The sequence below is a fragment of the Pseudoflavonifractor hominis genome (genome assembly GCF_014288125.1).
In the GTDB taxonomy this organism is placed as follows: domain Bacteria; phylum Bacillota; class Clostridia; order Oscillospirales; family Oscillospiraceae; genus Pseudoflavonifractor_A; species Pseudoflavonifractor_A gallinarum.
Map to the genome: position 1 here is coordinate 13,377 of NZ_JACOPR010000003.1, position 23,695 is coordinate 37,071.

The 23,695-nt window shown below is 49.9% G+C and carries 22 protein-coding genes and 2 pseudogenes; 12 read left to right on the forward strand and 12 right to left on the reverse strand.

The annotated features are described in order from the left end of the window. Positions 1–2 precede the first annotated feature (2 nt). The 3 genes and pseudogenes from H8S34_RS05365 to H8S34_RS05375 all read left to right on the forward strand — a co-directional run bounded on the left by H8S34_RS05365 (position 3) and on the right by H8S34_RS05375 (position 3,713). Positions 3–1,352, forward strand: a complete 1,350-nt coding sequence (locus tag H8S34_RS05365) for a J domain-containing protein (protein ID WP_186963263.1) — start codon at positions 3–5, stop codon at positions 1,350–1,352. Positions 1,353–1,411: 59 nt separating this feature from the next. Then, positions 1,412–2,758: pseudogene (locus H8S34_RS05370) on the forward strand (SMI1/KNR4 family protein); the annotation flags it as partial. Between the two features lie 325 nt (positions 2,759–3,083). Beyond that, a complete protein-coding gene (locus tag H8S34_RS05375; protein WP_186963264.1) occupies positions 3,084–3,713 on the forward strand; it encodes a class I SAM-dependent methyltransferase in 630 nt (209 codons plus the stop codon). Positions 3,714–3,963: 250 nt separating this feature from the next. Here the strand turns inward: H8S34_RS05375 and H8S34_RS05380 are convergent, their stop codons facing one another. The 6 genes from H8S34_RS05380 to H8S34_RS05405 form a co-directional block, all read right to left on the reverse strand. After that, positions 3,964–4,359 carry a hypothetical protein gene (locus H8S34_RS05380; protein ID WP_101691266.1) on the reverse strand — a complete coding sequence of 132 codons (396 nt, stop codon included), beginning with the start codon at positions 4,357–4,359 and terminating at the stop codon, positions 3,964–3,966. Positions 4,360–4,410: 51 nt separating this feature from the next. Continuing rightward, the gene (locus tag H8S34_RS05385) at positions 4,411–4,884 is read right to left on the reverse strand and encodes a Gx transporter family protein (protein ID WP_243207925.1); all 474 of its coding nucleotides are present in this window, start codon (positions 4,882–4,884) and stop codon (positions 4,411–4,413) included. 42 nt (positions 4,885–4,926) lie between these two features. After that, positions 4,927–5,313, reverse strand: coding sequence for a NusG domain II-containing protein (locus tag H8S34_RS05390; RefSeq protein WP_101691264.1), 387 nt, complete (start codon positions 5,311–5,313; stop codon positions 4,927–4,929). Continuing rightward, positions 5,310–6,221: an FAD:protein FMN transferase gene (locus H8S34_RS05395; RefSeq protein WP_243207926.1), complete on the reverse strand. Its 912-nt coding sequence runs from the start codon at positions 6,219–6,221 to the stop codon at positions 5,310–5,312. The genes H8S34_RS05390 and H8S34_RS05395 overlap by 4 nt, the downstream gene beginning before the upstream one ends. 148 nt (positions 6,222–6,369) lie before the next feature. Next, a complete protein-coding gene (locus tag H8S34_RS05400; protein WP_186963265.1) occupies positions 6,370–7,857 on the reverse strand; it encodes an FMN-binding protein in 1,488 nt (495 codons plus the stop codon). A 117-nt stretch (positions 7,858–7,974) separates the two neighbouring features. Next, positions 7,975–11,886, reverse strand: coding sequence for an FMN-binding protein (locus H8S34_RS05405; RefSeq protein ID WP_186963266.1), 3,912 nt, complete (start codon positions 11,884–11,886; stop codon positions 7,975–7,977). A 535-nt stretch (positions 11,887–12,421) separates the two neighbouring features. On the opposite strand from H8S34_RS05405, the gene H8S34_RS05410 reads away from it, so the two are divergent. The 9 genes and pseudogenes from H8S34_RS05410 (at position 12,422) to H8S34_RS05450 (ending at position 18,699) form a co-directional block, all read left to right on the forward strand. Further along, a complete protein-coding gene (locus tag H8S34_RS05410) occupies positions 12,422–12,832 on the forward strand; it encodes a nuclear transport factor 2-like protein (protein WP_436277847.1) in 411 nt (136 codons plus the stop codon). Between the two features lie 443 nt (positions 12,833–13,275). Next, positions 13,276–13,529 (forward strand): annotated as a pseudogene (locus H8S34_RS15505) (P-loop NTPase family protein); the annotation flags it as partial. 137 nt (positions 13,530–13,666) lie between these two features. Beyond that, entirely contained in the window at positions 13,667–13,828 is a 162-nt protein-coding gene (locus H8S34_RS05420; protein ID WP_243207946.1) for a nitrous oxide-stimulated promoter family protein, read from the forward strand. 653 nt (positions 13,829–14,481) lie between these two features. Beyond that, positions 14,482–14,733, forward strand: a complete 252-nt coding sequence (locus tag H8S34_RS05430) for a hypothetical protein (RefSeq protein WP_145996801.1) — start codon at positions 14,482–14,484, stop codon at positions 14,731–14,733. Next, positions 14,733–14,879, forward strand: coding sequence for a hypothetical protein (locus H8S34_RS05435; RefSeq protein ID WP_180956694.1), 147 nt, complete (start codon positions 14,733–14,735; stop codon positions 14,877–14,879). The genes H8S34_RS05430 and H8S34_RS05435 overlap by 1 nt, the downstream gene beginning before the upstream one ends. A 303-nt stretch (positions 14,880–15,182) precedes the next feature. Beyond that, a complete protein-coding gene (locus H8S34_RS05440; RefSeq protein ID WP_101691259.1) occupies positions 15,183–16,094 on the forward strand; it encodes a helix-turn-helix transcriptional regulator in 912 nt (303 codons plus the stop codon). A gap of 87 nt (positions 16,095–16,181) precedes the next feature. Further along, complete coding sequence (locus tag H8S34_RS15445) at positions 16,182–16,262, forward strand: DUF6219 family protein (RefSeq protein ID WP_242964725.1); 81 nt, start codon at positions 16,182–16,184, stop codon at positions 16,260–16,262. An 18-nt stretch (positions 16,263–16,280) separates the two neighbouring features. Then, the gene (locus H8S34_RS05445; RefSeq protein WP_101691258.1) at positions 16,281–16,553 is read left to right on the forward strand and encodes a DUF6110 family protein; all 273 of its coding nucleotides are present in this window, start codon (positions 16,281–16,283) and stop codon (positions 16,551–16,553) included. 52 nt (positions 16,554–16,605) lie between these two features. Beyond that, positions 16,606–18,699 carry a heavy metal translocating P-type ATPase gene (locus H8S34_RS05450; RefSeq protein WP_186963267.1) on the forward strand — a complete coding sequence of 698 codons (2,094 nt, stop codon included), beginning with the start codon at positions 16,606–16,608 and terminating at the stop codon, positions 18,697–18,699. A gap of 465 nt (positions 18,700–19,164) precedes the next feature. Here the strand turns inward: H8S34_RS05450 and H8S34_RS05460 are convergent, their stop codons facing one another. Genes H8S34_RS05460 through opp1B form a run of 6 tightly spaced genes read right to left on the reverse strand, consistent with a single transcriptional unit; the run spans position 19,165 to position 23,682 of the window. Then, on the reverse strand, positions 19,165–19,380 hold the full coding sequence (locus H8S34_RS05460) for an MATE family efflux transporter (protein ID WP_186963268.1): 216 nt from the start codon (positions 19,378–19,380) through the stop codon (positions 19,165–19,167). After that, positions 19,367–20,299 carry a M14 family metallopeptidase gene (locus H8S34_RS05465; protein ID WP_101691255.1) on the reverse strand — a complete coding sequence of 311 codons (933 nt, stop codon included), beginning with the start codon at positions 20,297–20,299 and terminating at the stop codon, positions 19,367–19,369. The genes H8S34_RS05460 and H8S34_RS05465 overlap by 14 nt, the downstream gene beginning before the upstream one ends. Next, on the reverse strand, positions 20,296–21,096 hold the full coding sequence (locus tag H8S34_RS05470; RefSeq protein ID WP_186963269.1) for an ABC transporter ATP-binding protein: 801 nt from the start codon (positions 21,094–21,096) through the stop codon (positions 20,296–20,298). Before H8S34_RS05470 ends, H8S34_RS05465 begins: the two co-directional genes overlap by 4 nt. Further along, entirely contained in the window at positions 21,089–21,919 is an 831-nt protein-coding gene (locus H8S34_RS05475; protein WP_186963270.1) for an ABC transporter ATP-binding protein, read from the reverse strand. The genes H8S34_RS05470 and H8S34_RS05475 overlap by 8 nt, the downstream gene beginning before the upstream one ends. Continuing rightward, entirely contained in the window at positions 21,916–22,740 is an 825-nt protein-coding gene (gene opp1C, locus H8S34_RS05480; RefSeq protein ID WP_101691252.1) for a nickel/cobalt ABC transporter permease, read from the reverse strand. The genes H8S34_RS05475 and opp1C overlap by 4 nt, the downstream gene beginning before the upstream one ends. A 3-nt stretch (positions 22,741–22,743) precedes the next feature. Next, positions 22,744–23,682 carry a nickel/cobalt ABC transporter permease gene (opp1B, locus tag H8S34_RS05485; RefSeq protein WP_186963271.1) on the reverse strand — a complete coding sequence of 313 codons (939 nt, stop codon included), beginning with the start codon at positions 23,680–23,682 and terminating at the stop codon, positions 22,744–22,746. Between the last annotated feature and the right edge of the window lie 13 nt (positions 23,683–23,695).

Consider the following 23,695-nt stretch of genomic DNA (forward strand, 5'->3'; position numbering starts at 1 on the left):
ATATGGAGCACTTACTTCCCATCATAAAAGTCAATGCCTGTGCGCTACTCGCGCTTCCCTTATTGGCCATTTCGATTCTAACGAAATTGTTGCAAAAGGCTCTGGAAAAAGTAATGGTTTTCCTGGGCGTTGGAACTGCACTTTTAGCGCTTGGAATCCTACACGCCATCTTCGATAACCCCGGAGGTTTTTTTGAGGGCGTAGGCCTGTTTATTGCGCTGATGATTCTGGGTGGTGCAATTATCTCAACCGTGGTCATGGTTCTGTTTTTCTTTGGTGGCATTGCTGCGGCTGCCGTTACCGCCGTGGTTACCATCTGCATAGGGCTGCTTGATGCGGTATTTTATCTGTGTCACCGGGGATATTCCAGACTGTACGACATCTGTAAAGGCGACTTTCAGCGCATTGAGACTGCCGAGTCTGGTAGGAATATGCGATTTACCTGTGTTTTTTGGTATCTGTTGACCGGCTTAAACAAGCTTATTGTATTTCTGTTTTCACTGGCCTTTCCAATTTCTGTTTTATGTGCAGTCGGTTTTCTCTGCTATGTGACTCTCCGTATAAGTTATGCAGTGTCCACTAATTTCGGCATAGGGATCCTTCACTATTTACAGCTGTTTTCCGGTTTGGATGTGGTTTTTTCCGTACTGTATGTTCTTGTCGTAGTTTTCTCTGCAATAGTGGTTCTCATTTCGCTCGGCATCGAATGGGGTGAGTGGGGGCAAATATTAAAGCTTTCCACCCAGGATCATCAAAGCTACTGGGCTGCTATAGCAGAGCGTACCCGAAATCTGAATGAGACAGCCCCGCTTGAACGCACCTTTGCCGCAGGCCGCGCCACCCAAGTCTGCCGTCAGTCCATGGAAATGCTGCACGGATTATTCGAAAATCTGGAAACACTCCATCAGCAGGTAGATGCTGCAATCCATGTTAAGCAGGACTCCTCTTTGATCTATGAATTCACATCCTACATAGAATTGCTTTCTCAAATTTGTAAACAGTTGGATCATTTTGTTGGACAAATCCCATGTGACCATTTTGAACACAAGCTAGTCCCACTCATCGACACCGCAAAGAAAAAAGAAAAAACGCTGGAAAGAGAAGTTTTTTCCATCCTGCATCACTACGCCTGTACAGCCGGAAAACAACAGGGAGCAATCAACTTTTTTGCCGGGTGCGATTCGATAGAAGCTGTCCGCAAACGATACCGTTCCCTATGCAAAGTCTACCATCCGGATGTTGGCGGCCACGAGGAAACCTTTCAGCAACTGCAAGCTCAATATGAAATACACACCCAAGCTGACCATGTGCCCCCTGTGGACAGCCATGTCAAAAACTGCTGCGATCGGTAAGCTCTGCAATTACACTCCCGTTTGCGCCAATGCTATGAGACTTTGACTATTAACAACACTTTGAAGGCTTTAATTTTACAAACTTTTGGAACGACGGAGAGTATGCCAGACAGGGGTATGTCAGTGATCCTCCATCTGATGAGCTGATTTCCAGCGTGGAAAAGGAACTGGGCTATAAGCTACCTGCCTCGTATATCTGGCTGATGAAGCAACACAATGGCGGTATACCCGTCAATACCTGCTTTCCAACCAATGAGCCAACAAGCTGGGCAGCGGATCATGTACCTATCACCGGCATTTTTGGCATCGGACGGGAAAAGATTTACTCCCTTTGTGGGGCACTGGGCAGTCGATTCATGATCGACGAGTGGAACTATCCAGCCATCGGTGTTGCCATCTGTGACTGCCCCAGCGCAGGGCACGATATGATTTTCTTGGATTATCGGGCCTGTGGTCCACATGGAGAACCTGCGGTTGTCCATGTGGATCGGGAGAATGACTATAAGATTACCCACTTGGCAGACAGTTTTGAGTTGTTCATCTGCGGTTTAAAACACGAGTCTCTCTATGAATCAGACGAGGATGATACTGATTCTAGTGTTGATAATAATTACTCCAGCGATAGTGCGGGTGCTCACATCAACAACGGCGAGGATGAGAATGCAGATTCCCTCAAAGACTCTTTTTCCGGTTTTGTTCTCCTCTCCAAGGGAAGGTGGCACAAGCAGCAGTTCATCCGGGACATGAAAGAAAAGTGGGATATCTGTGTAAAAGAAGATGATGATAAGATCGACGATGCCGCAGTGTTTGAAGTGGACGGCATGATTGCCATAGCCAGTCTGATGACTGATCCGATTCCCCACGTTGAAGTTGAAGAGCATGCGGAAAACAACTATATGTGGCCTCGTGCGGTAAAGGCGGCCAGAAAGCACCGCGCCCATATCATGGTGGCCGTTCTTGGTAGAAAAGAGAATGCCTTGGAGATGGGCAAGCTTTACACCAAATTGATGGCCGCTTGTTGCCGTCAGAAATACGCCTCCGGCATCTATACCAGTGGCGTGGTGTTTGAGCCCCAGTTCTATGAAGATTTCGCCGATATGATGAAGGAGGACAAGCTGCCCATCTTCAACTGGATCTGGTTTGGGATGTACCGGAGTGAAAAGGGCATGAACGCCTACACCTATGGTCTGGATTTATTTGACAAAGAAGAAATGGAAGTTTTGGACGTAGATGCCACCCCCCAGGATCTGCGAGATTTTCTGGCAAGTCTCTCCAATTATGTGCTGGAAAACGACGTGAAACTTCGTGATGGAGAAACCATCGCATTCTCAGCCACTGGCAAGCACACCATTATCCGTAGCCCAAGTGTCTCTTTGCCGAAGGATCAGATGACTCTGAAGATTTCGTAGGGTTCGTTTGGCGGTGCACCGGATCGTACTAGCGAGAATGACCATAACAGTGAATAGAGAAAAAATGAGGTCTAGATTCTGGAAACAATAGAGGTCAGCAAGAACGAGAGCCGCAAAAATTCCACAACAAAACATCGGTACTTCATATCTTTATTCCCGCTCATATGAATTCTTCAATATCAGGCATAGGTTCTTGGTTTTTTATTCCATAAGCCCTAATAGTGTCAATTTCTATGCTTCTAGATTGCTTTTTCTACAAAATTGTTGTATAGTAATTTTAGTTAGTTAAGGCTAACCTGTATTGCAATATCTGGAGGTAGTTATGGGAGTTTTTAAGGCTATTTTCAAAAACACACGCAAGCCGGAAGGCATGTTGGGAAAGTGGATGGTCAGCAGCATGAACCATGCCCATGCTGCCGTTGCAGATTGGGGGATGGATCACGTGTCTGCATTACACCCCACTATGATTGCAGAACTAGGCTGCGGTGGCGGGCGAAATGCCAGGGAGCTTCTTCGGCGGTTCCCCGAGGCAAATCTGACTGCTCTGGATTACTCTGAAATTTCTGTACAAAAGGCAAAACGGGTAAATCAGTACGAGATTCAGAGCGGCCGCTGCCGTGTGTTGCAAGGAGATGTATCCCAATTGCCGTTTGGGTCCGAAGAGTTTGATCTGGTAACTGCTTTTGAAACTGTCTACTTCTGGCCGGGCCCCACAGACAGTTTTTGCGAAGTCTATCGAATTTTGAAACCAGGTGGAGTTTTTTTAATTGTAAATGAGTCAGATGGCATGAGCCTCTCTGACAATATGTGGTTGTCAGCTATCGATGGTCTCCGCATTTTCAACAAGACACAACTGTCTATATTTTTAAATGAAGCCGAATTTTCCAGCATCACAGTTGACCATGATGCGGCCAAACACAGACTTTGTATTTTGGCGGTGCGAGGAACATAAGCTTGTCATGAGTACCATCAAAGGCTAGCTGAACGTACATACAGATGAGTTCTTCTTAGGAAAAATCGAGGACTTGTTGTAAACAGTTGCGATTTTATTTTTTAGAAGATGAATGAAAGACACCCCCTATAACCCCGTAAAAGATTTTGCCCAAAACACCTGCAGAACTAAAAAGCAAGTGATTGAATCAAGTTTTCAATCACTTGCTTTTTTATGTACGGAAACTCATCTTTGCCTATGCAGCAAAGCATCAGACGCATCCATTGTTTTCATCGTTATTGCCACCATTCCCGGTAATAAACTCTCCGACTTCAACACCTTCTTCAATAACAGCAAAACCTTCTTCCGTTTGGTGCATTTTATATCCATATGTTGTCGTTTGTCCATTGTAGGTATAGCGGTAGCCAACTATATATATGAGCGGATCATCGGTCACAAAGCCATGGGAAGTCAAATCTATGCTATATTCTGAGATGTCTTTTTCTTCAACCATCCCCTCAAATAACGCATCTGCAAACTTTTTTGCTTCCAAACTGGTATCATATATGACTTGCGCCACACTGTTGTCCGGCTGGTTCGCTTGGAAAATGCAGCCTGTTAGTGTGAGTGCTGACATAACAGCCAGTGTGATAGTGCCTTTTTTCATCTTGAACACTCCTTTTGCAGAACGTAAATACTGGATTACTGTTTTCAACCCCTATCGCAAACAGCGAATCGGCGCCATCCGGTTTGAGAGGAACTGCGCGCACAGGCCTGTAAAAACTCCGGCGATGATGCCGGATGCCATCAAGATGGGAAGATAACAAATCAAAGAGGGGGTTCCTGTAATCCAGATAGCGACACAAATCTGCCCAGTGTTATGCGCCATGGCCCCGACCACACTGCATACCCAGAGCTGCCGCTGAGTCACCAGCTTCCGAAAAAGCAACATAACGCCATAGCATGAGACGCCTCCTCCCAGACTGTAAAACAGTGTCACAGGCTGCCCCGAGAGTACACTGCCAAGAAAAATGCGGCAAAGCAGGATACAGAGTGTATCCACCGGCCCCAGGAAAAACATGGCGTAGACCGTCACAATATTGGCTAGGCCCGGCTTGACCCCCGGGACAGGGAGTGGCGCCGGAATCTGAGCTTCCACCAGAAAGATGGTCAATGCAATCGCAGTCAACATAGCGATTCGGGTCAATCGCCTCGGTTTCATAGCATAATTACCTCACTTTGTTACGCTGTCGATGTCCAAGGATTGCTCTGCAGTTTCTTCAATTTGAATGACCAACTTGTTGGGCAGGCAAACGATTGGAGTCACCCCATTGCCAATCCAGCCTTGATGGACACAGGACTTATCCGGGCAGTCTGCGTCCGAAACACAAATACGCCCCGGATCTACGGTAATCAGGTTTCGGCCATAAACTCCTTCCACAGAAAAGCTGTATGCAGCTGAGACCGTGGAAAGGTCGATGCTCTCTATGCACACCCCATCCAGATAAAGATTTGCTACCGTATCTGTTGTCTTCTCGGTGAGAAGCATCCAGCTTGCAGTCACCGAAAGAAGGAGGACTGTAAGAAAGGCAAGCATCCAAGTTCGTGTTTTCAATATCATTCAATCACCGAAAAGGTACGGTATTCGTTTCCATCAGCCAGCGAAAAGCTGTCCTTCAATCCAGCTGTAATGGCTACGCTGCCATCCTCTAGAACAAAGATAGCATCAAAATCCTGGTGCTGTCGCCAGTGCTCCGCAGCCTTGTCCAACCCCATCACAAACAGAGCTGTTGAAAGTGCATCACAAGTAGCTCCACTCTCACCAATGATCGTGACGGAAACCAGGCCACTGTGAGCCGGAGCGCCGGTGACGGGATCGATGATATGCCAGTAAACCTGGCCGTCTGTTCCGACAAAATAGCGCTCATATCCTCCGGAAGTGATAGCCGCTTTGTCCCGGATCTCCAAAACACCCAGGTACCCATCGTTTTCTGGAGCCTGCACAGCGACTCGCCAGGCCCTCCCATCGGGCTTACTACCAATTACCTGAACATTCCCGCCCAGGTTCAAAAGAGCGGAAGTTACGCCATTTTCCCGCAGTAGTTCTGCCACTTGGTCGCCGGCATAGCCCTTTGCCACGCTGCCCAGATCAAGTTCCATCCCATCAGGGATGACCGCCGTTCCATTGTTCAGAGAAATTTCTCGGTAATCCACACGGGCAAGCAGCTCGGAAAGCGTATCGCTGTCTGGAATCTGATAGCTTCCTGTGGTAAACCCCCATGCCCGCAAGACAGGATAAATAGAAATATCCAGTGAACCGTGTGTTCTGGTGCACATTTCCAGCGCCTGTTGCATCAGTTCCTCCGTATCGGCCGAGAGCGCTGCCTCTCCATTCTGGTTCAGAGTATGGATCTCACTGTTTTTGTCGGTGACAGAAAGCAGTGATTCCAGTTCCAATATCCGCTGCTCGGCATCATACATCAGCGCATCATTCCCGCCATAAGCAGTCATTTCCATAAAGGTATCCATAGCAAATACGGATATGCTGTTTGGCGCTCCGTTATCACTTTGGGATGGCCCCGCCGGGACGGATTCGTGCCAGGAGCAGCCGGTGAGCAGCATCGCTGCTATCAGGAGTCCTATGTATCGTTTCATAGTTGGAATACCCTTGCTCTCGTTAGTTTTTTGCACTGTTCAACGCCGCTCTGACCGCTTCAATGATACCCCCAGAACTGAAGGTTGCTCCGCTTACGGTATCCACATTGGCACTTTGAGCGGAGAGAATTCGGTTGATGACAGTCTTTCCATCCGACCAATAAGGCTCATCGTCGGAAAAAGACACCACACTGATCCCGATGATCTTATCGTTTTCAATAGACACGCTGACGGTGATCGTTCCTCCGAATCCTTCTCCGGAACCCGTGAATTTTCCATTCTGATATTGATACACGATGGAGGGTTGTGGAGTAGAAGCAGGCTGCGCTGGCTCTGCAGTTGCTGCAGGTTTTGGATTTTCCGCAATCGCCACAGATTTCTCCTTTTCCGTCGAAGGCGCTGTCTGCGGCTTATTTGAGGGCACTGATGGCGCAGCAGCAGGTTTGGATGCTTCTGCTGCGTTGGCGGTGACTGCCGTGGAAGAAGGAGGCGCGGACGGGCTCTCTGGGAAAATTTCCGGTTTGGCGCCACCTGCCTCCGGAGTACCCAGGGCGGGTGCTTCAGCAGAAGTCAACTGTGGCTGTGCTGCATCCGCCGCTTCTGCCCCGGCAGATGTAGCTGCATCCTGTTCCGGGGTTTCCAGAGAAATCTCTGTTTCCTCAACAGAAACCGGCTCCGTGGTATCCAGTGATTTGGATTCCTGCGCCAGACTCTGGTCATAATCTCCGGCAGTGACCATAGATGCCTGTAAAAAGGGCCCAACTGCTCCACAGGAGATCAACAGCATTGTAAAGATTGCAGCCATAGCAGGCACACGCCGCACCCGCACCGGCTGATTTCTAAGGGATTTCTGGATACGCATGGTACCATAGGTCAAAAAGACCACACTGTATGCTATCACGGTCAAAAGATAATTGCCGTTGCCTTTTTGTGCGCCCGGAATCGTCAAGAGAAGCACATGAATGTAGACCAGTGCATAAAAAATATAGGCCAGCCGTTGAAGCTTCTTCCAGCTGCTTCCCTTCATCTTTCTGTGTACGCATTTGAACGAGGTGATAAACAGAGGCATCATAATACACAGCATCGCCAGAGAGCAGACGGATGCAAGCAACTGATTCATTGGAAGCCGCTCCGGCCGGGTGAGCAGCATCAAGAAATAGGTCTTACCGTAAGTAATATTGTGTCCTAGTGTCAGAATGGACGCAATGATGGACAGCTCCCCCCGGATCGGCATGATGCCCCGCATCCATCTGGAGCCACGAGGAACGGCGCCGGCATACATCACAGCGACAAACAGCGCAGTGGAAAAGGCGCTTCTGGCAAAGATGGGCCAGACCCATGTCTGCACCCACTCAGGGAATACATCGGATACCCCAGTGAGCCCACAGACCACGACCGAAGCAGAGAGTGCCGCCGCAATCAGGTAACAGACTACAGCATGCTTTTTCAAAAAGCCCTTCCCCACAGCGATCAACACAGCTGTCAGAGCCAGAGAAATCAAAAAAATCATATTGAATACCTCAACAAAAGAAAATCAAACGATACACATCATAGTATTGGAAGGCCCGTACGGTGTTTCCACCATACGGGCCTTGCCGTTTAGAGGATCAGAAGTTTAATTTTGAGGTCAAGAAGTGGCTTCCGTTCTCATGGTATCAGCCACTTCCGCAGTTGCCTGAAAAACAATTGCAGGATGATTGTCGCTGGTAATGATGCCAGTGTACTCCGTTCCCACAACAGCATCGGGAATTTCCACATTCAAGTCGGTGAGGCCCAAATTCTCCAGCAATTTGACGGTATTTTTTCCCGCCCCGGAGGAAAGCGTTAGTTTGGGGTTTTCCAGCTTGCTCAGCTCCACAGCACTGTCATGCGCATCTTTTAATGTCAGGATCAGCTTGCCTCCAGTCAAGGATGCGGCGGCATAAATCTTATCCGGAATGGTCATGCTGAACGACAGCTCCGGATAACCTGTTGCAGTCACCGTGACAGCGTAACCGGAGTCAGTACTCTGCGGCTTGATCTGGAAAGGCTTGGCAGAGACATCGATCAGGCCGGTCTTACCGTCGATGATAGGGACCGCCCCGCGCCCTCTGGCTCCGTATGCCGTCCCATCCACAGACACGGAAGTGATGTTGCGAAGGTAGTTGGAAAGAGCCTCCTCAGATACATCAGAAGCCGCCTTCAACTTTTGCGTTTGGCTGTCATATTCCGCAACCGCGCTATCAGAAGCAAGGGTGAACGAAGTGGCCACACTGGCGTATACCTTGTTGCGATCCGCTGCAGTCAGCGTGTAGTTCCCGGGTTTTGGCGCAATACCGCTCCAGGTCAAGGTGCTTCCATCACAACTGAACCCCTCTAACAGGTCCCCGGCAGCTGTGGCAACGGTATATTCTGCAGTAAAGTCATCCGGGAAGCCGCTCATCGTAACCGTAGTGGTTCCGGAATTTGCCACAGCACCAGCCACCTCAAAAGTATTGGCGAACTTCACAGGAACATACAAACTCTCGCTCAGTGTCAAATCGAACTGCCCCTGATCAGTGAAATAGGTCACGCCGGTAATAGTTTTTCCCATGATGCTCTTGTAATGGTCCGCGCTGGTAACACAGCCATGTACTTCTGTCTTGAATCCGGTGCAAAAGGCCAGCTGTGTATAGCGCCAGATGTTCTCCAGGTGCCGCAGTCCATAGTCAGCACCCTCCTTGGTACGGAGCACAACACCATAGATGACCGGCTTCTTTTCGTCCAATCCTGTGTTCATCAGATTCAGTTGATAGTCTCCGTATCTGCTGTTGGTGCTCAGCGTTCCAACAGCCTCTGGGATCAAGTCGGTCGCCATCCCCTGGATCTTACCAAAAGACAATGTCCCGTCAACTCCCACGGTCATGACCTTATAGAACGCAGGAATCTCGCTTAACTCATAGTAGGAGTAGCTTGGGCTTTCAAACAAGGCATCTTTGCCAGTGTAAGAAACAGCAGAGGACTGTCCCCGGCTGATCACTGTGATGGAGACACTGTCACTGTCTGTCACTTTTTTGTAGTTGGACAGATCTACCTCTTTTGCCATCATGACAGGGAATGTGATGCCGGTAATATCCGTACCGTCCGCATTGACATGGTAGGAGCCGCCGGACATCATGCCGCCGTTTCGGGTCTTATTCTTCGTAGCAGAGGAAACGGCATCCACCTTGACCTGGTTTCCGCTGAGTTCCGCTGCATAGAAAGCGTCATACGGAATGTTCATGAGCACATATTTGTATTCGGCGGTCTTCTCAGCAGGAGCCGTCTTGCCCATGCGGTCGTAGTCCGTATTTGCGAAGGTTACATCATGGCCGCCGAGGAACAATGCCCCGCTGCCGGCGCATGTTTTGGTGATGGTATTCCCACTGCTGCTGGTAGTGTCCGAGATCTCACCCAGCACGCGGCCACAGATCACGCGGTAGCCCGCGAAGTCATTCCCGTCAGCGCTGTGCGTATTCCCGGAGAAGTTACTGGATACAGCAGAGTCGGTCGCCATTGTCTTCTTATAGAATGTGTAGCCATCGAAGATGTAAATATCATCTCCACCATACACACCGTCATTGCTGGAAGCAAAGGTACAGCCGGTCACCGTCAGCTTTGTGGTTCCTGCTGCCGCCACAGCACCGCCGTATGCAGCTTTGTTACCGCTGAAGGTGCAGCCTTGCAGCGTGACATTGGCATTATAGCCGTATATGGCACCGCCTCGGCCGGTAGCGCCCCTATTGACAGCGTTATTTTCGAATTTACAGTTTACAGCTGTAATTGTGGGAGACGCTCCCTTGTGGGGCTCCGCGTAAATAGCAGCGCCTCCGTTGCCGGCGCTGGTATTCCCTGCGGCGCAATTCTTAAAAGTAACACCGCTCAAGGTAACACCTGCACCCGTTTCCACATACATGGCTCCGCCCAGTTTGGTGCCAAAGGAGGCTCCATCAATCGTGAGATTTTTGAGCTGGATCCCTGTTGCGGTAGTTACATCAAAGCAGAATGTGGCTTCCACTTCCGAAGTAGAAATGATGGCACCGCTCTTATCCGTGGTGTTCTTTGTAACCTTGCCGCCCTTGTAGGCAGAAATGGACTTCCCGTTTCCGTCGATGGTCACAGCCTTGTTGATAGTGGCAGTCGCGGCGGAAACAGCATCCACCTGTCCAGCATCGGTGATATCCTTTGCCAGTCTGATGGTATCTCCATCCTTCGCCTGTGCCAACGCCTGAGTAAACTCTTTCCAGGACACTACGCTGTACGTCTGCGCATGGTCTTGGGAGCCGGTAGCCCCTTTCAGCGCGTTCTCAATGGCGGAGAGGATGCCATAGGAGGAATATGTAGCACCAGAAACCGCATCCACTTTGGTAGACTGCTTTGAAATGACGGAATCGACTATGCGCTTAGCCCGGTTAAAATAGGAGGACGTATCTCCATGACTCATGACGTCGATCTTGGTAATTATTCCATTGGAATCCACCGCGACCTGCACAGTTGTGGTACCACTGTATCCACGAGCACTTCCAATGTAGGTGCCGGTTGTTACCTTACTGATCTCAGTGCCGGCGGGTCTGTCTGTATTTATGCCGCCGTGACCTCCGCCTCCGGTAGCTCCGGTTTTGGAGGTATCTTTGCCACCCTGTGCCTGGGAAATACAGGCGTTGACCGCAGTCAGCAAACCTTTGGAGGACAACGTCGCGCCAGAGATTGTATCTACACCGTCGGCACTCTGCTTTTTCACTACTGTGTCCAGCAGTTTTTTGGCTCTGTTCATGTACCCGCCGGTATCGCTGTGGCTTAAAATTTCCAGCTCGGTGATGTTGCCGCCGGATACCGTCATCTGTACCTTAACCGTACCGCCGTAACCGGCACCCGTTCCAGTGTAAACGCCATCCTTAAGCCCATTGGCAGAGGAACGGCTCCCAGCCTGCAGTGAAGATTTCGCACGATAGAGGACCGTGACACCTTCAGCGCGGGTCAATTGCTTTTCCGGCAGGAGCCTTCTGTCATCAGAACCCTGCACATATCCGGCATCTACCATGGCCGCCATCGGTCCACGTGCATAGTCTGCAATGGTATCCTGATCTGCAAAGGCATTCAGCGCACTGGTGTCGGATGTATTCAGCTTCAAATAGCGAGAGAGCATGGTAAACGCCTGTTGGCGGGAAATCGGCGCATCGGGGGACATCGTCGTAGCAGATGTCCCGCTCACAAATCCGGCAGCCAGTGCCTTGGCCAGTTCTCGGTAATACCAGTCGGACGTGGAGACATCTGTGTAATTGGCAATCGCGGCACTTTCCTCTGTCAGTCCGACGAGTCGGTTCATGACTGTGGCGAACTGCGCACGAGTCATCATGGCATTTGGCATGTAGTGTCCTCTGCCGTCACCTGCAAGATAGCCATTGTCAGCAAAGCTTTGGAGCGCTTCTTCCGCCCAATGCCCCCTGATGTCGCTTTCCAGAGCGAAAGCTCTGGGCAAGGTGGTAAGCAGCATCATACCAGCCACGAAAATGCCAAGTGATCTTCTGGCGAGTTGCTTCATTGGTTTCTCCTTTCGTAAAATGGATTAAAATATATAACAGTCTGTCCTTTCATCAAACTATTATCACAAAGAATCGTAACACGCCTCTAAGTTAGTTGCAGCTAACTTCTTTTTATAAAAAAGCAGGAACCCGTTACACACTGTGGGGAACTGTTCCTGTACTGTACCTGCCTCCCGCAAAAGGAGGGCCGAAACGGAATATTGCTCCTGCACGCAACCACTGTATGCCATGGTGTAAGCAGAAAGGCGAGTCTCATCCTCCCTCTTCCGCTGTTAGCAAGAGTTCTATAATTAGCTATAGCTAACTATAGAACTACATAAATGCCGTTCATGACGGCAACAAAAACAACAGTGATATCCAACTGTATTTTGTGTAGAATATCATGGCAGACCTACTTTGTCAAGGCTAAGAGATGCTTATTTGATATCATTCTGATTTTGGAGCTCCGCGCATCAATTGCAGTCATAATCCGTGTAAGGCTTCCCTATTCAAAAAGTATGTACAATATCTTGTATTAATCGAGCTGGATAAAGTATGATAAACTTACCAACAAGAAACGGAAAGGAAATAGAGACAATGGATATAAACGCTTACTGGAACGCGGCACTTTTGCAGCAGCCAGAAAAAATGCAAACATTCTTTCATGAAGACGCTTTTATTAACTGGCATAATACAAATGAGCATTTTACTGTCAATGAATTTATCAAAGCAAACTGCGAATATCCAGGAAATTGGGCAGGGGATATTGAACAGCTTGAAGAAATCGGTGATTTAATCATTACGGTTGTTCATGTATATTCACGCAACAGAGAAAGCTCCTTCCATGTAACATCTTTTATTAAAATACGGGACAAAAAAATTACTTCTATTGACGAGTACTGGGGAGATGACGGAACGGCTCCACAATGGAGATTGAACAAGCATATCGGAACACCTATACGATGACCTTGATTTTGTACCCACTCCAATAATGTCCCTTCCCTCTCTACGAGAGGAATAAGAAGGGATTTGAAATGTCAGATCCCTGCTTTTGAAATACGGCTGCACACCGGAGAACCCCAATCTTTGCGTGGTTCACTTGGTTCATCATCAAATAATTAATGTACGGAATTTTGCTTTTTCTAAGTCCGCTTTCCGCCGGGATCGACCTGGGAGTGTGGAAGAAATCCATTTGGATCCTGCTGTTTGATTTTGTCATGCTGTATGTGGCGGCCACGCTCTGCGGATTTTTGACTGCCCTCATTGCCACCCTCACCTTGATGAATTTCTTCGGACCCAGCGTTGCCTTGCCCGCTCTGGGTGCTGCCCTACAAAACACCTTTGCTGCGGGCAACCGGGTGTTGGATCTTCTGGAGGAACAACCGGTGGCGGAAGACGTCCACGGCTATACGCCGGTGGCCGAACCGGGCGACTCCCTGTCTGGTGGAGAACGGCAGCGATTGGGGCTTGTCCGAGCTTTTTACACCAGGCACCGCTGCTGGATGAGCCCACCAGCAATCTTGACAGTTTGAACAAAGCTGTCATTTTGCGTTCCCTCCAACAGGTGCAGGGTGAGCAAACCCTTGCACTGGTATCTCAGTGGCAGTCTACGATGGGAATTGTGGAGCTGCTTTATCCTGTGGAGCAGAGCCGTATGAGTTGAACAAATTGCCCTTTCTGCAAGGGCAATTTGTTTTAAACATTTATTAGCCACAGCTAACCCCAGAAAAATACAAGAAGGATCCCCGCCATCAAATCCACCGATTATAAGTGGGAACCGGAAAACGAGTCGCTGCACAAATGATCCGGCTCTTCTGTAAAAAGTTGCATCGCCAGATTGATTTATGTCCGGACTGCCAGGAAGTTTTGTCCTACGCCATGGACCGTTCTGACCTCTGCCCGTTGATAGAGCGCAAAACCTTCTGCTCGAGCTGTAAAATAGCTGCTATCGACCGGAGATAGGGGAAAAATCCGGGATATTATGTGCTTTTCAGGCCCCAAGATGCTTCTTTATCATGCATGACCTGGAAAACAAAATCCGCGTGATGGTCGCTGTTACCCTCCTCTGCTGTAGGGTGAAAAGCTATGTACTCAAGGAGGATCCGGTAAAATGAAAAAGCCTTGAATATTCTTTGGATAACCACCTTTGTTTTGACGTTTTTAATGCCCATTACCGGTGTTCATATTCACAAATTTGCACCGGTGCTGTTTCTTCTACTCTGTCTGGTACATACCGGTTTGCACTAGAAAAAGATGGCAGCGCGAAGAGTCGCCGTCCTTGGATTGGTTTTTACATCATTTTTGACAGGCCTGTTTGGGCTGATTTTTGAAGAAATTTCAATCATCCTTGCGCTACATAAAATGATTTCCATTGTAGTAGTTTTCTTCCTGGCGATTTATGTTTTTGTATTTAGTAGTATGATTTTCCCAAAGAGCAGAGAAAACGCCAAACAACCAGCGAAAAGAATCTTTTGAGCAGGTTTATTGTAAGCAAGACTAAAACCATCCATTCCACCCTTGACAAACCCAATGAGGTGAGGTATCATTTGTTTATCGAGGTTAGATATGGCTAACCTATTTTTTATAAATTTAAGTTTCCTTTTGCTAACCGCAGTTTGTTCTTCACCACGCAATTACTGGAACTTGGCATCCCTGTGGTGGTGCCTTGGCTATCTACTGGCGCCTGCTACACTGCTGGCTTCTCGGTTCATCAAATTGATACCCTGGTTGCCACTGGCACATTGGGCACATGCTTTAGCCCTGGCTTGATCGCCGTGATCGTTTTTGCTGCGATGCTCACTTATCTTTGCCTGAAGGCTGATAAAGATCGAAAGCGTGAATACGCACTTTGTGGAGCGAAAGGCTGATGATCGACTATCTCGTCGTTATGATTCTCGTGGCCATCGTGCAGCTGCGGCGAGCATCGTTCATAGAATCTATTCCTTGGATTGCGACTTTTCCCTCAGAAAAGCCGCGATCCTTTTTCAATATTGAACAGATGTCATTCTTTTAAGTAAATATACGCGATCTATGGAATCGGCAAAAATTGGACAACCATATTGATAACCATCTGGAATACGGTTTCTGTATCAAGCAGTTAGATATTGCTAATCTCCGTTTTTGAACATAGGTTAGCATTCGCCAGTCTTTTGGGTTCCATTTTTGTTTCTCCCATATCATGCAAAGGACTGCCAGCCTGCCCCATGCTTTTCTGTTTTCTCTACAGGTTCTGTCTCCATTAAGGCACTATCGGAAGCATGTCTTGTCTATACAGATGACAAAACCGGTATTCACTATTTAGAAACAGGTGTTAGATATGTTTATTGAGTATTTGCGAAGTGACACCCCCGTATACACGCAATGGATCAATGTCATGCCAGGCGTGCGTGTCTGCCAGTTTAAATTGGTACAATTATCGAAAAAGAGATTATTGACACGTCAAAAATATGAGTCTTCCGATACATTTGAGGTTTTCTTCTGTCTGGGCGGCCAAATCACCGCCATGCCGGCAGGCACAGAGCCGCAGAAAATTGAAAAGCATCACATTCTCGTTCTTTCCGATATATCTGAACTGCTTTCCTTAAAAATCAGCGAGAATCTGCATGGGATTTTAGTGGCGATTGACCTTTCGTCATTTCAGGAAGGTCCCCCACCTCTCCTTCCGCCCTTAGGGCTAAACATAGATCTGTACCGTCTAAAATCAAATTTAGCTCTGCAGTATGGTTCTGTCGCTCTTTGCAATCGTTGTTGGAGTCAGGCTGTATTCGATTTGCGGGGATACTTACCGGATGACATATTTTGCAGATACTGCGTCTTCAAAGCCATAGAACTGCTATATATTCTTTCTGTAAAGAGTTTTCATATGGAACGTTTGGCAGCAGATCCTGAGAATCAGCAGAATCCTCAGACCATCCTGCATATACGATCATATCTGGAAACACACTTGTCTGAAAAAATTACGATTTCAGACTTGAGCCGCATACTTTCCGTTTCGCCCACCTATCTGAAAACGGAATTCCGCCGCATACACGGAATATCTGTTCATCGCTGTTTAATCGATTTGCGTATGCGGCGAGCTGGCGAGCTGATTCGCTGCACAAACCAGCCAATTTATCGGATTGCTCAGGATGTTGGCTATGAGGGGATGAGCCAGTTCAGTGCAGTGTTTAAGAAATACTACGGAATAACCCCTGGCCAGTTTAAAAAAATGTCGAAAACCGGAACATGATGTCCTTTTAAATAATGACAATATAAGTCAAGGCCGCTATAATTACAAAATACTTAACTGTCTCCCAAATAAAAAGGAGTAATTGCAATGAAACAGCATCGTTTCTGGGCCTGGGGCGCGGTCATCTGCATGATCATGGTCATGGTCACTGGCTACAAAAGGAAATAAAGGAAAGGAAGTATCATAATGAGTGTCTACACAAAACTGGCCTGCTTTGCGGGCGGTGCGTTATTTGGCTCCTTCGGCATCAAATTGCTTTCCAGTAAGGATGCGAAGAAGGCTTATGTCCATGTTGCGGCCGCTGGTCTGCGTATGAAGGACTCGGTCATGGAAACTGCGACTACGGTTCAGGAGAATGCCGCAGATATCCTGGCCTCCGCCAAGGATTTGAATGAGGCTCGCGCAGCCAAGGAAGCAGAGGAAACTGCTGCTTCCAATCTGGAAAGCGAAGAAGCCTGATATCCGCAGAGGGAGCCGCTTGTGGCTCCCTCTTTTCTTGAAGGAGGAGCTTATGAACGCAACGATTTTACACGAAAGCCACGGCCGCATCCGGCTAAGGCTTCGTCAAAAGCAGATGAGCCTTGCTCAAGCTGACCTTTTGGAGGCGTGGCTCCAGGGAAAGTCCTGGGTTCGGCAGGTCACTGTTCACGAGCGCACCTGCTGTGTCATTTTGCATTATGATGGTACGCGTCAAACCGTGTTGGATGAGATCCGGCGCTTTTCCTGGACGGAAGCGGAGCCGACAACCCATTTACCCGCCCACAGCAGCCGAGCGCTCAACCGAGAATTTGAAGAGAAGCTGGTAGGCAAGGTTCTCTGCAAAGCTGCCTGCACGCTGTTTCTCCCATCGCCCCTTCGGATCGCCCGTATCCTTTGGCACATGATTCCTTTTGTACGTCGGGGGGTGCACTGTCTGCTGCGCCGCCGCATCAAGGTGGAGCTATTGGACGCCCTGTCCATCTCCATCTCCGCTTGTCGGAAGGATTTTGGAACTACCGGAATGGTTATGTTCCTGCTGGAAGTGGGTGAGCTGTTGGAGGAATGGACCCGGAAAAAGTCTGTGGCAGATCTGGCTCAGTGCATGTCGCTGAATGTGGATCGAGTCTGGCTGCGCACTTCTCAGGGCGAGGTGCTGGTCCCTGTATCCCAGATTCAACCGGGGGATGCCGTAGTCGTCCGCGCCGGCGGCATCATTCCCGTGGACGGTCTGGTACTGGAGGGGGAGGTCACTGTCAATCAGGCGTCCCTCACCGGGGAACCTATCCCTGTGCCTAAGCGTCCTGGCGGAGCGGTCTATGCCGGAACTGTGGTAGAGGAAGGCGAATGTGTGCTCGAGGTCAAACAGGTCTCCGGGCAAAGCCGCTATGACCAGATCGTTCGCATGATCGAGCAGTCGGAGCAGATGAAGTCAGCGGCCGAAAGCAAGGCTGCTAATCTGGCCGACAAGCTGGTTCCCTATACCTTTGCAGGAAGCCTGCTGAGCTTTGTTCTTACCCGTAATGTGGGCAGAGCTCTTTCGGTGCTGATGGTAGACTTCTCCTGCGCGCTGAAGCTGGCCATGCCCTTGGCCGTCCTATCCGCTATGCGGGAGGCAGGTCGCTCCCATATCACCGTCAAGGGTGGTAAATTCCTGGAGGCAGTAGCCGCTGCTGATACCATTGTATTTGACAAGACCGGCACCCTGACCCATGCTTGCCCCCAGGTGGCACAGGTGATCCCCTTCGGTGGTAAGGATGAACGGGAGATGCTGCGGCTGGCCGCCTGTCTGGAGGAACATTTCCCCCACTCCATGGCCAATGCCGTGGTGGAGGAAGCCAAACGCCGGGGCCTGACCCATGAGGAATATCACTCCAAAGTAGAGTATTTGGTGGCCCACGGCATTGCCAGCACAGTCAACGGTGAGCGGGTTCTCATCGGTAGTGCCCATTTCGTGTTTGAGGACGAGCATTGCCGGATTCCGGAGGGAGAACAGGAATGCTTTGAAGCGCTGTCACCGGAGTATTCCCACCTGTATCTGGCTATGGGCGAACAGCTGGCGGCAGTGATTTGCATCTCTGACCCGCTGCGGGCGGAGGCAAAAGAAGTCCTCGCCACACTCCGTGAGCTGGGAATTTCCAATACGGTTATGCTCACCGGTGACAGCCATCGCACCGCTGCAGCCATTGCCGCTCAGGTTGGTGTGGATGACTTCCGATCCGAGGTACTTCCTGCAGACAAGGCGGACTATGTAGCTCGACTCCGTCAGGAGGGCCATACCGTCCTGATGGTAGGCGACGGTATCAACGACTCGCCGGCTTTGTCCGAGGCAGATGCGGGCATTGCTATCAGCGATGGCGCCGCCATCGCCCGAGAGATTGCAGACATTACCATTGCCGCTGACAGCCTTTGGGAGCTGGTGGAGCTACGTCAGATCGCTATGGCACTCATGGCCCGCATCCACTCCAATTACCGCTTTGTCATCGGCTTTAATGGTACTCTGATCGCTCTGGGCATGGCCGGAATCATTCCTCCCGCCATCTCGGCTATGTTGCATAACATCTCCACTCTGGGCGTTAGCTTGCGGAGCATGAGTGCATTACCGCTCGCCAAAAAGAAACCGCTATAATAATCAAGGAGAGGCAGTCAATAAGATTGTCTCTCCTTTCATTTTATAATTTTGGCTTGTGTTCGCTGAAAGCTTTTGATCCTGTATTTTGTAAACGCCGAAGTGCGAGCATATTGCACGACTAAGCTGGTACAATGGCAGTGCTTATACCAGAACCCAAGACACCCGAGGATGGACATGGGCCCACTCCGTGAATCAACAGTACATTGAGTGCAACATTAACCCCGTTTCCTATCACATTGGCAATCAGAACACTACGCGTATCGCCTACCCCAATCAGAACGCCATGCAGGACAATTGCAGGGCCGGAAAAGCCAAGATTACCAATACTGAAGCGCCACGGCCAGCGCTCCAGCATGCCGTAAAAGCGGAACAGTGCAGATCCATGTAAGAAAAAGAAATGCAGACTCACAGAATCAGGGAAGCCCTTGCACAAGCGGTCAGCGGACAGTCCGGGTTCTGTCCTCACAGACGAGCCGCATAGGCGCTCAATGCAACAGAATAAGATTGGGTCAGATAGAGGATCACCATACGGGGCCGCGAAAAAATACCGACCGCCGCCACTGCTGTGGTCCCCAAAGCGGAGACCATCAACAGATCAGCAGCGGTCAGCAGCATGAGCAGCAACCCTTCAGCCGCTGCCGGCCAGGCCAGTTTCCAGAAAACTTTATGTATGCCCATAGGCGATCAACGCTTCTCCCGCATGAACACCCAATGCGGTGGTGTGGTAGAGAACAATGCCGTCAAATTCTGCCCGTACCTCCTGAAGCAGTTCCCCTGTCAACGATTCCAGACGGCCCAGAATATCTCCCGCGCGGACAACTTGGTTTTCCACCACCACAGGATACCAGAAGCCGTCAGAGCTAGATCTCACATAGTTGGCCTCCACAATTTCCTGCTGCACCCGGTTTTTCTCGCCTCCAGGCAGGATACCCAAGTGTCCCATCAATGCATAGACATCCGCCTTGCATGCGTCCACCTCCGGCTGAGACCATCGCCCCTGGCCTCCCCGTTCAATGAGCAATGCAGGAACGCCTCTCTGTACCGCCCAGCTATACAAACCGTTTCTGGCAGTGGAACGCACTCGATAGTCTACAGAAAGCACCTTTGCCGCCTCCAGTGCTGCCGCATTGACGTCTTTTTCACCGGCTGTCGGGAAAAAGACCAACGGATGGAGGGACTCATTGCAGTCTCCACTGTGCAGATCTGCCAGAAAGTCGGCTGAGGAATAGAGAGCATCCTCCAGAGCAAAGGCCAGCCGTCGGCTAAGACTGCCGTTTCTGTCGCCTGGGAACGCCGCATTGAGATTTACCCCATCCTCAGGGATCACTCGCTTTGCTCCCGCATAAAACCCATAGGGATTTGCCAGAGGCAGCAAAATGACATTCCCCGTCATGGCACCCGGATCCAGCTCCTGGGCCAAAATTCGAAGCGCCTGTACACCCACATACTCACAGCCATGTACCCCAGCGGTCACCACCAATGTCCGGCCGGGATTTTTGCCGCACAAGCAGACGCACTCCAGCGGCTTAGCATCCGGAACCGAAAGCTGCACCCAATTCCTCTGACCGGGTAAAATGGTCTCACCACAAAAAATCATACGGCTACCTCCTCGTCGGCATCAAAGACCACGATGGACTCCAGCAAACGGCGGGCATACTCGTCCCTGGTCTGACTGATCCGGCTGACCGGCATATATTCTGTCACATGCCCCTGATATAAGAACAGCACATCATCGCACAGATAGGTGATCGAGGTCAGATCATGGGTAATGAAGATATAAGTAAGCCCCAACTTCTCTTTCAGTTCCCGCAGCAGGTCCATCACCTGAACCTGTGTATGGGCATCCAGGGAGGAAATAGCCTCATCAAACAGGATGATCTCCGGGTTACAGGCCACAGCTCGAGCAATACACACCCGCTGGAGCTGTCCACCGGATAGCTCATGAGGGAAACGCTTTGCAAACTCGGAGGGTAACCCCACCAGTTCCAGCAAAGAGGCCGTTTCCTTGTCACGATCCAGTCTGCTTCCCTCCCGGCGTTCCCGTACCATCAGCCCCTCGCCGATAATGTCTTTTACCCTGAAACGGGGATTGGCAGAGGTAGTGTAGTCCTGAAAGACCACACTGAGCTTGTTCTGCAGGTTCCTGCGACCAGAGCGGGAGGCATAAACCGATACGCCGTCCAACTGGACCTCTCCGCTGTCGGGCTTGAGTAATCCGCACAGCACTCGTCCCATGGTGGATTTTCCACTGCCCGATTCACCCAAAATCCCCAGGCAAGTTCCCTTCTCTACCCGCATGGAAATATCGAACAAGACCTGTTGGCGAGTGTGCCCAAAGATCTTATCCTGGCGCTCGCTGCGGAAACTGACACAGATTTTATTTAACTCAAGCATAGCTTCTCTCCTTTCCCTGCAGCACCTGGCAGTATCGGCGCATCACATCGGCTCGTTTTTCTACCAGCAGCTTTGTGTACGGATCTGAGGCGTGGTGAAGGATATGCTCAAAATCTCCCCGATCTACCACCTGGCCCTGATTCAGCACCAAAATGCGGTCTGCTACTCGGGAAATGGCATTGAGATCGTGAGAAATAAAAATCATCGCGGTTTGTGCTTCTTTTTTGATGCGAACCAGCTCATCTAAAATTTCAAACTGTGTAATCGCATCAATCGCCGTGGTGGGTTCATCTGCCACCAGCAGAGCAGGTTCCATGGAGGTGGCAATGCCGATCATGATGCGCTGAAGCATACCGCCGGAAAGTTGGTGGGGGTATTTTTCCAAGACCTCCTCCGGATTCCGGATCCGCATTTTTTCCAGCAGGTCCAGTGAGCGGCTGCGAATCTCATCCGCACTCCAGCTGTTGTGAGCCAGAAAGGTTTCAGAAATCTGCTGTCCAATTCGGTAGAGCGGGTCAAAACAGGTCATCGGGTTTTGCAGCACGATCCCCACCTTGCCGCCCCGCAGACGGCGCAGTTCCTCTGCGCTTTTCCCCAACAGTTCCTCACCTTGAAGGCGGGCACTGCCAGAAACCAGGAAGCTTTTATTCAGCAAACCCATAGCAGCTTTAATGGACATGGATTTTCCGCTGCCCGATTCGCCCAAAACGCCTAAGCACTCGCCCGCACGAACAGAGAAGGAAACACCCTTGACCAGTTCAATGTTTCGGCGGTGTTGACGAAGGGTCACATGTAAATCGGTAAGTTCCAAAACCGGGATCATTTTTCCACCTCCTTGGGATCCAACACATCCCGCAGCGCATCACCCATCAGGTTAAAGCAGCACACCAACACCACGATGGCCACACCGGGTGCGATCATCTGTACCGGATTGCTGGTCAGCACTTCCTTGGCCTCGTTCAACATGGCACCCCACTCCGGCGTAGGTGCCTGTACACCCAAGCCCAGAAAAGACAGTGTGGAAATATTGATGATTGCCCAGCCTACGTCCAGGGATGCCAGAACTGCCAGATCCGAGGTAATGGAGGGAAGCAGATGCCGGAAGAGGATAAATCGCTCCGGCATGCCCACACAGCGGGAAAACTGTACAAAGTTCCGGTCCCGGTACTGCATGACGCCGGTACGGATCATACGGGCATACCAAGCCCACTTGATGAACACATTGGCGATGATCACGTTCTGTACGCTGATACCCAGCAGTCCGACCACAGCAAATACCATGATCTGGCTGGGGAAAGAAAGCATCACATCCACCACACGCATGATAACTTCTTCTACTACGCCCCGGAAATATCCAGCCATGATGCCGAGTAATGCACCCAAGCCAATGGTGCCCAGCATGGTCAGAAGCGCCAGTCCTAGTGTAGGACGGATGCCGTAAATGAGCCGCGACAAAACACACCGTCCCAAGTGATCCGTTCCAAGGGGATATTCCAAACTGTATTTCGCAAATTTGTTTAGAATATCCGTTTCATATGGATCGTGAGGGGCCAGAACCGGCGCCAGAATTCCAATTGTAGCAATAATCAGCACAAAGAGCACAGTCATTACTGCTGTGCGATTATGAAAAAAGCGTTCTCTCACTGCTCAGCTCTCCTTTCTCAGTCTGGGATCCGATACGGTTTGGAGCACATCAAAGACCAGATTGAACACTACAAACAGCACGCCGATCAGTAGCACATAGGTCTGAATGACAGGCAGATCCCGGTTGAAAATAGAGCTGATGCACAAGGTTCCAAGCCCAGGCCAGGAGAACACATTTTCCACCACGATGGTACCGGCGATCATCTGGGGGATGCTCATACCCATGGCAACAATGCAGGTGTGCATAGAGTTTTTCAGGATATGTTTGACCATGATAGATTTCTGGGGTAATCCCCGAACATTCGCATAAAGCACATAGTCCTGATTCATGTTTTCCAGCATATTATTTCGGACCAGCCGGATATAAGTAGAGATATAACTCAGCGCCACCGTAAAAGCCGGCAGAATCAGATGCTGCCAGGTACCACTTCCATTGGTGGGTAGAAGGTCGAGTTTTACACTGATACCCCACATCAACAGGAGGCCTACCCAGTAGGCAGGCATGGCAGTAGAAATGAAGATAATGGCGCGCATGATCTTATCAAACCAGCCATCCTTATACACGGCACACAAAAAGCCGATGGGTACACTCAGTACCAACACGATCACAAAGGATACAGCAGCCAGCTGCAATGTGGCAGGTATGCAGCGCACAAGTTCTCCGGCCACAGTGCGGGCAGGGTTGACATAGCTGATGCCAAAATCTCCATGCAGACACCCCAGCACCCAGTCAAAATATCGGATAATAAACGGCTTGTTCAGACCAAGCATTTCCTCCATTTCGGCGATTGCTTCGTCCGTGATGACTGGCATCTGCTGCACTCGTAGAGCTACCTCGGCTGGATTTGATGGAATGAGATTGATAAATACGAAGCAGACAAAGGAAATTGCCAGCAACAGCGGAATCGTCAGCAACAGCCGACGGATGACATAGCGTTTCATAAATTTCCCTTCC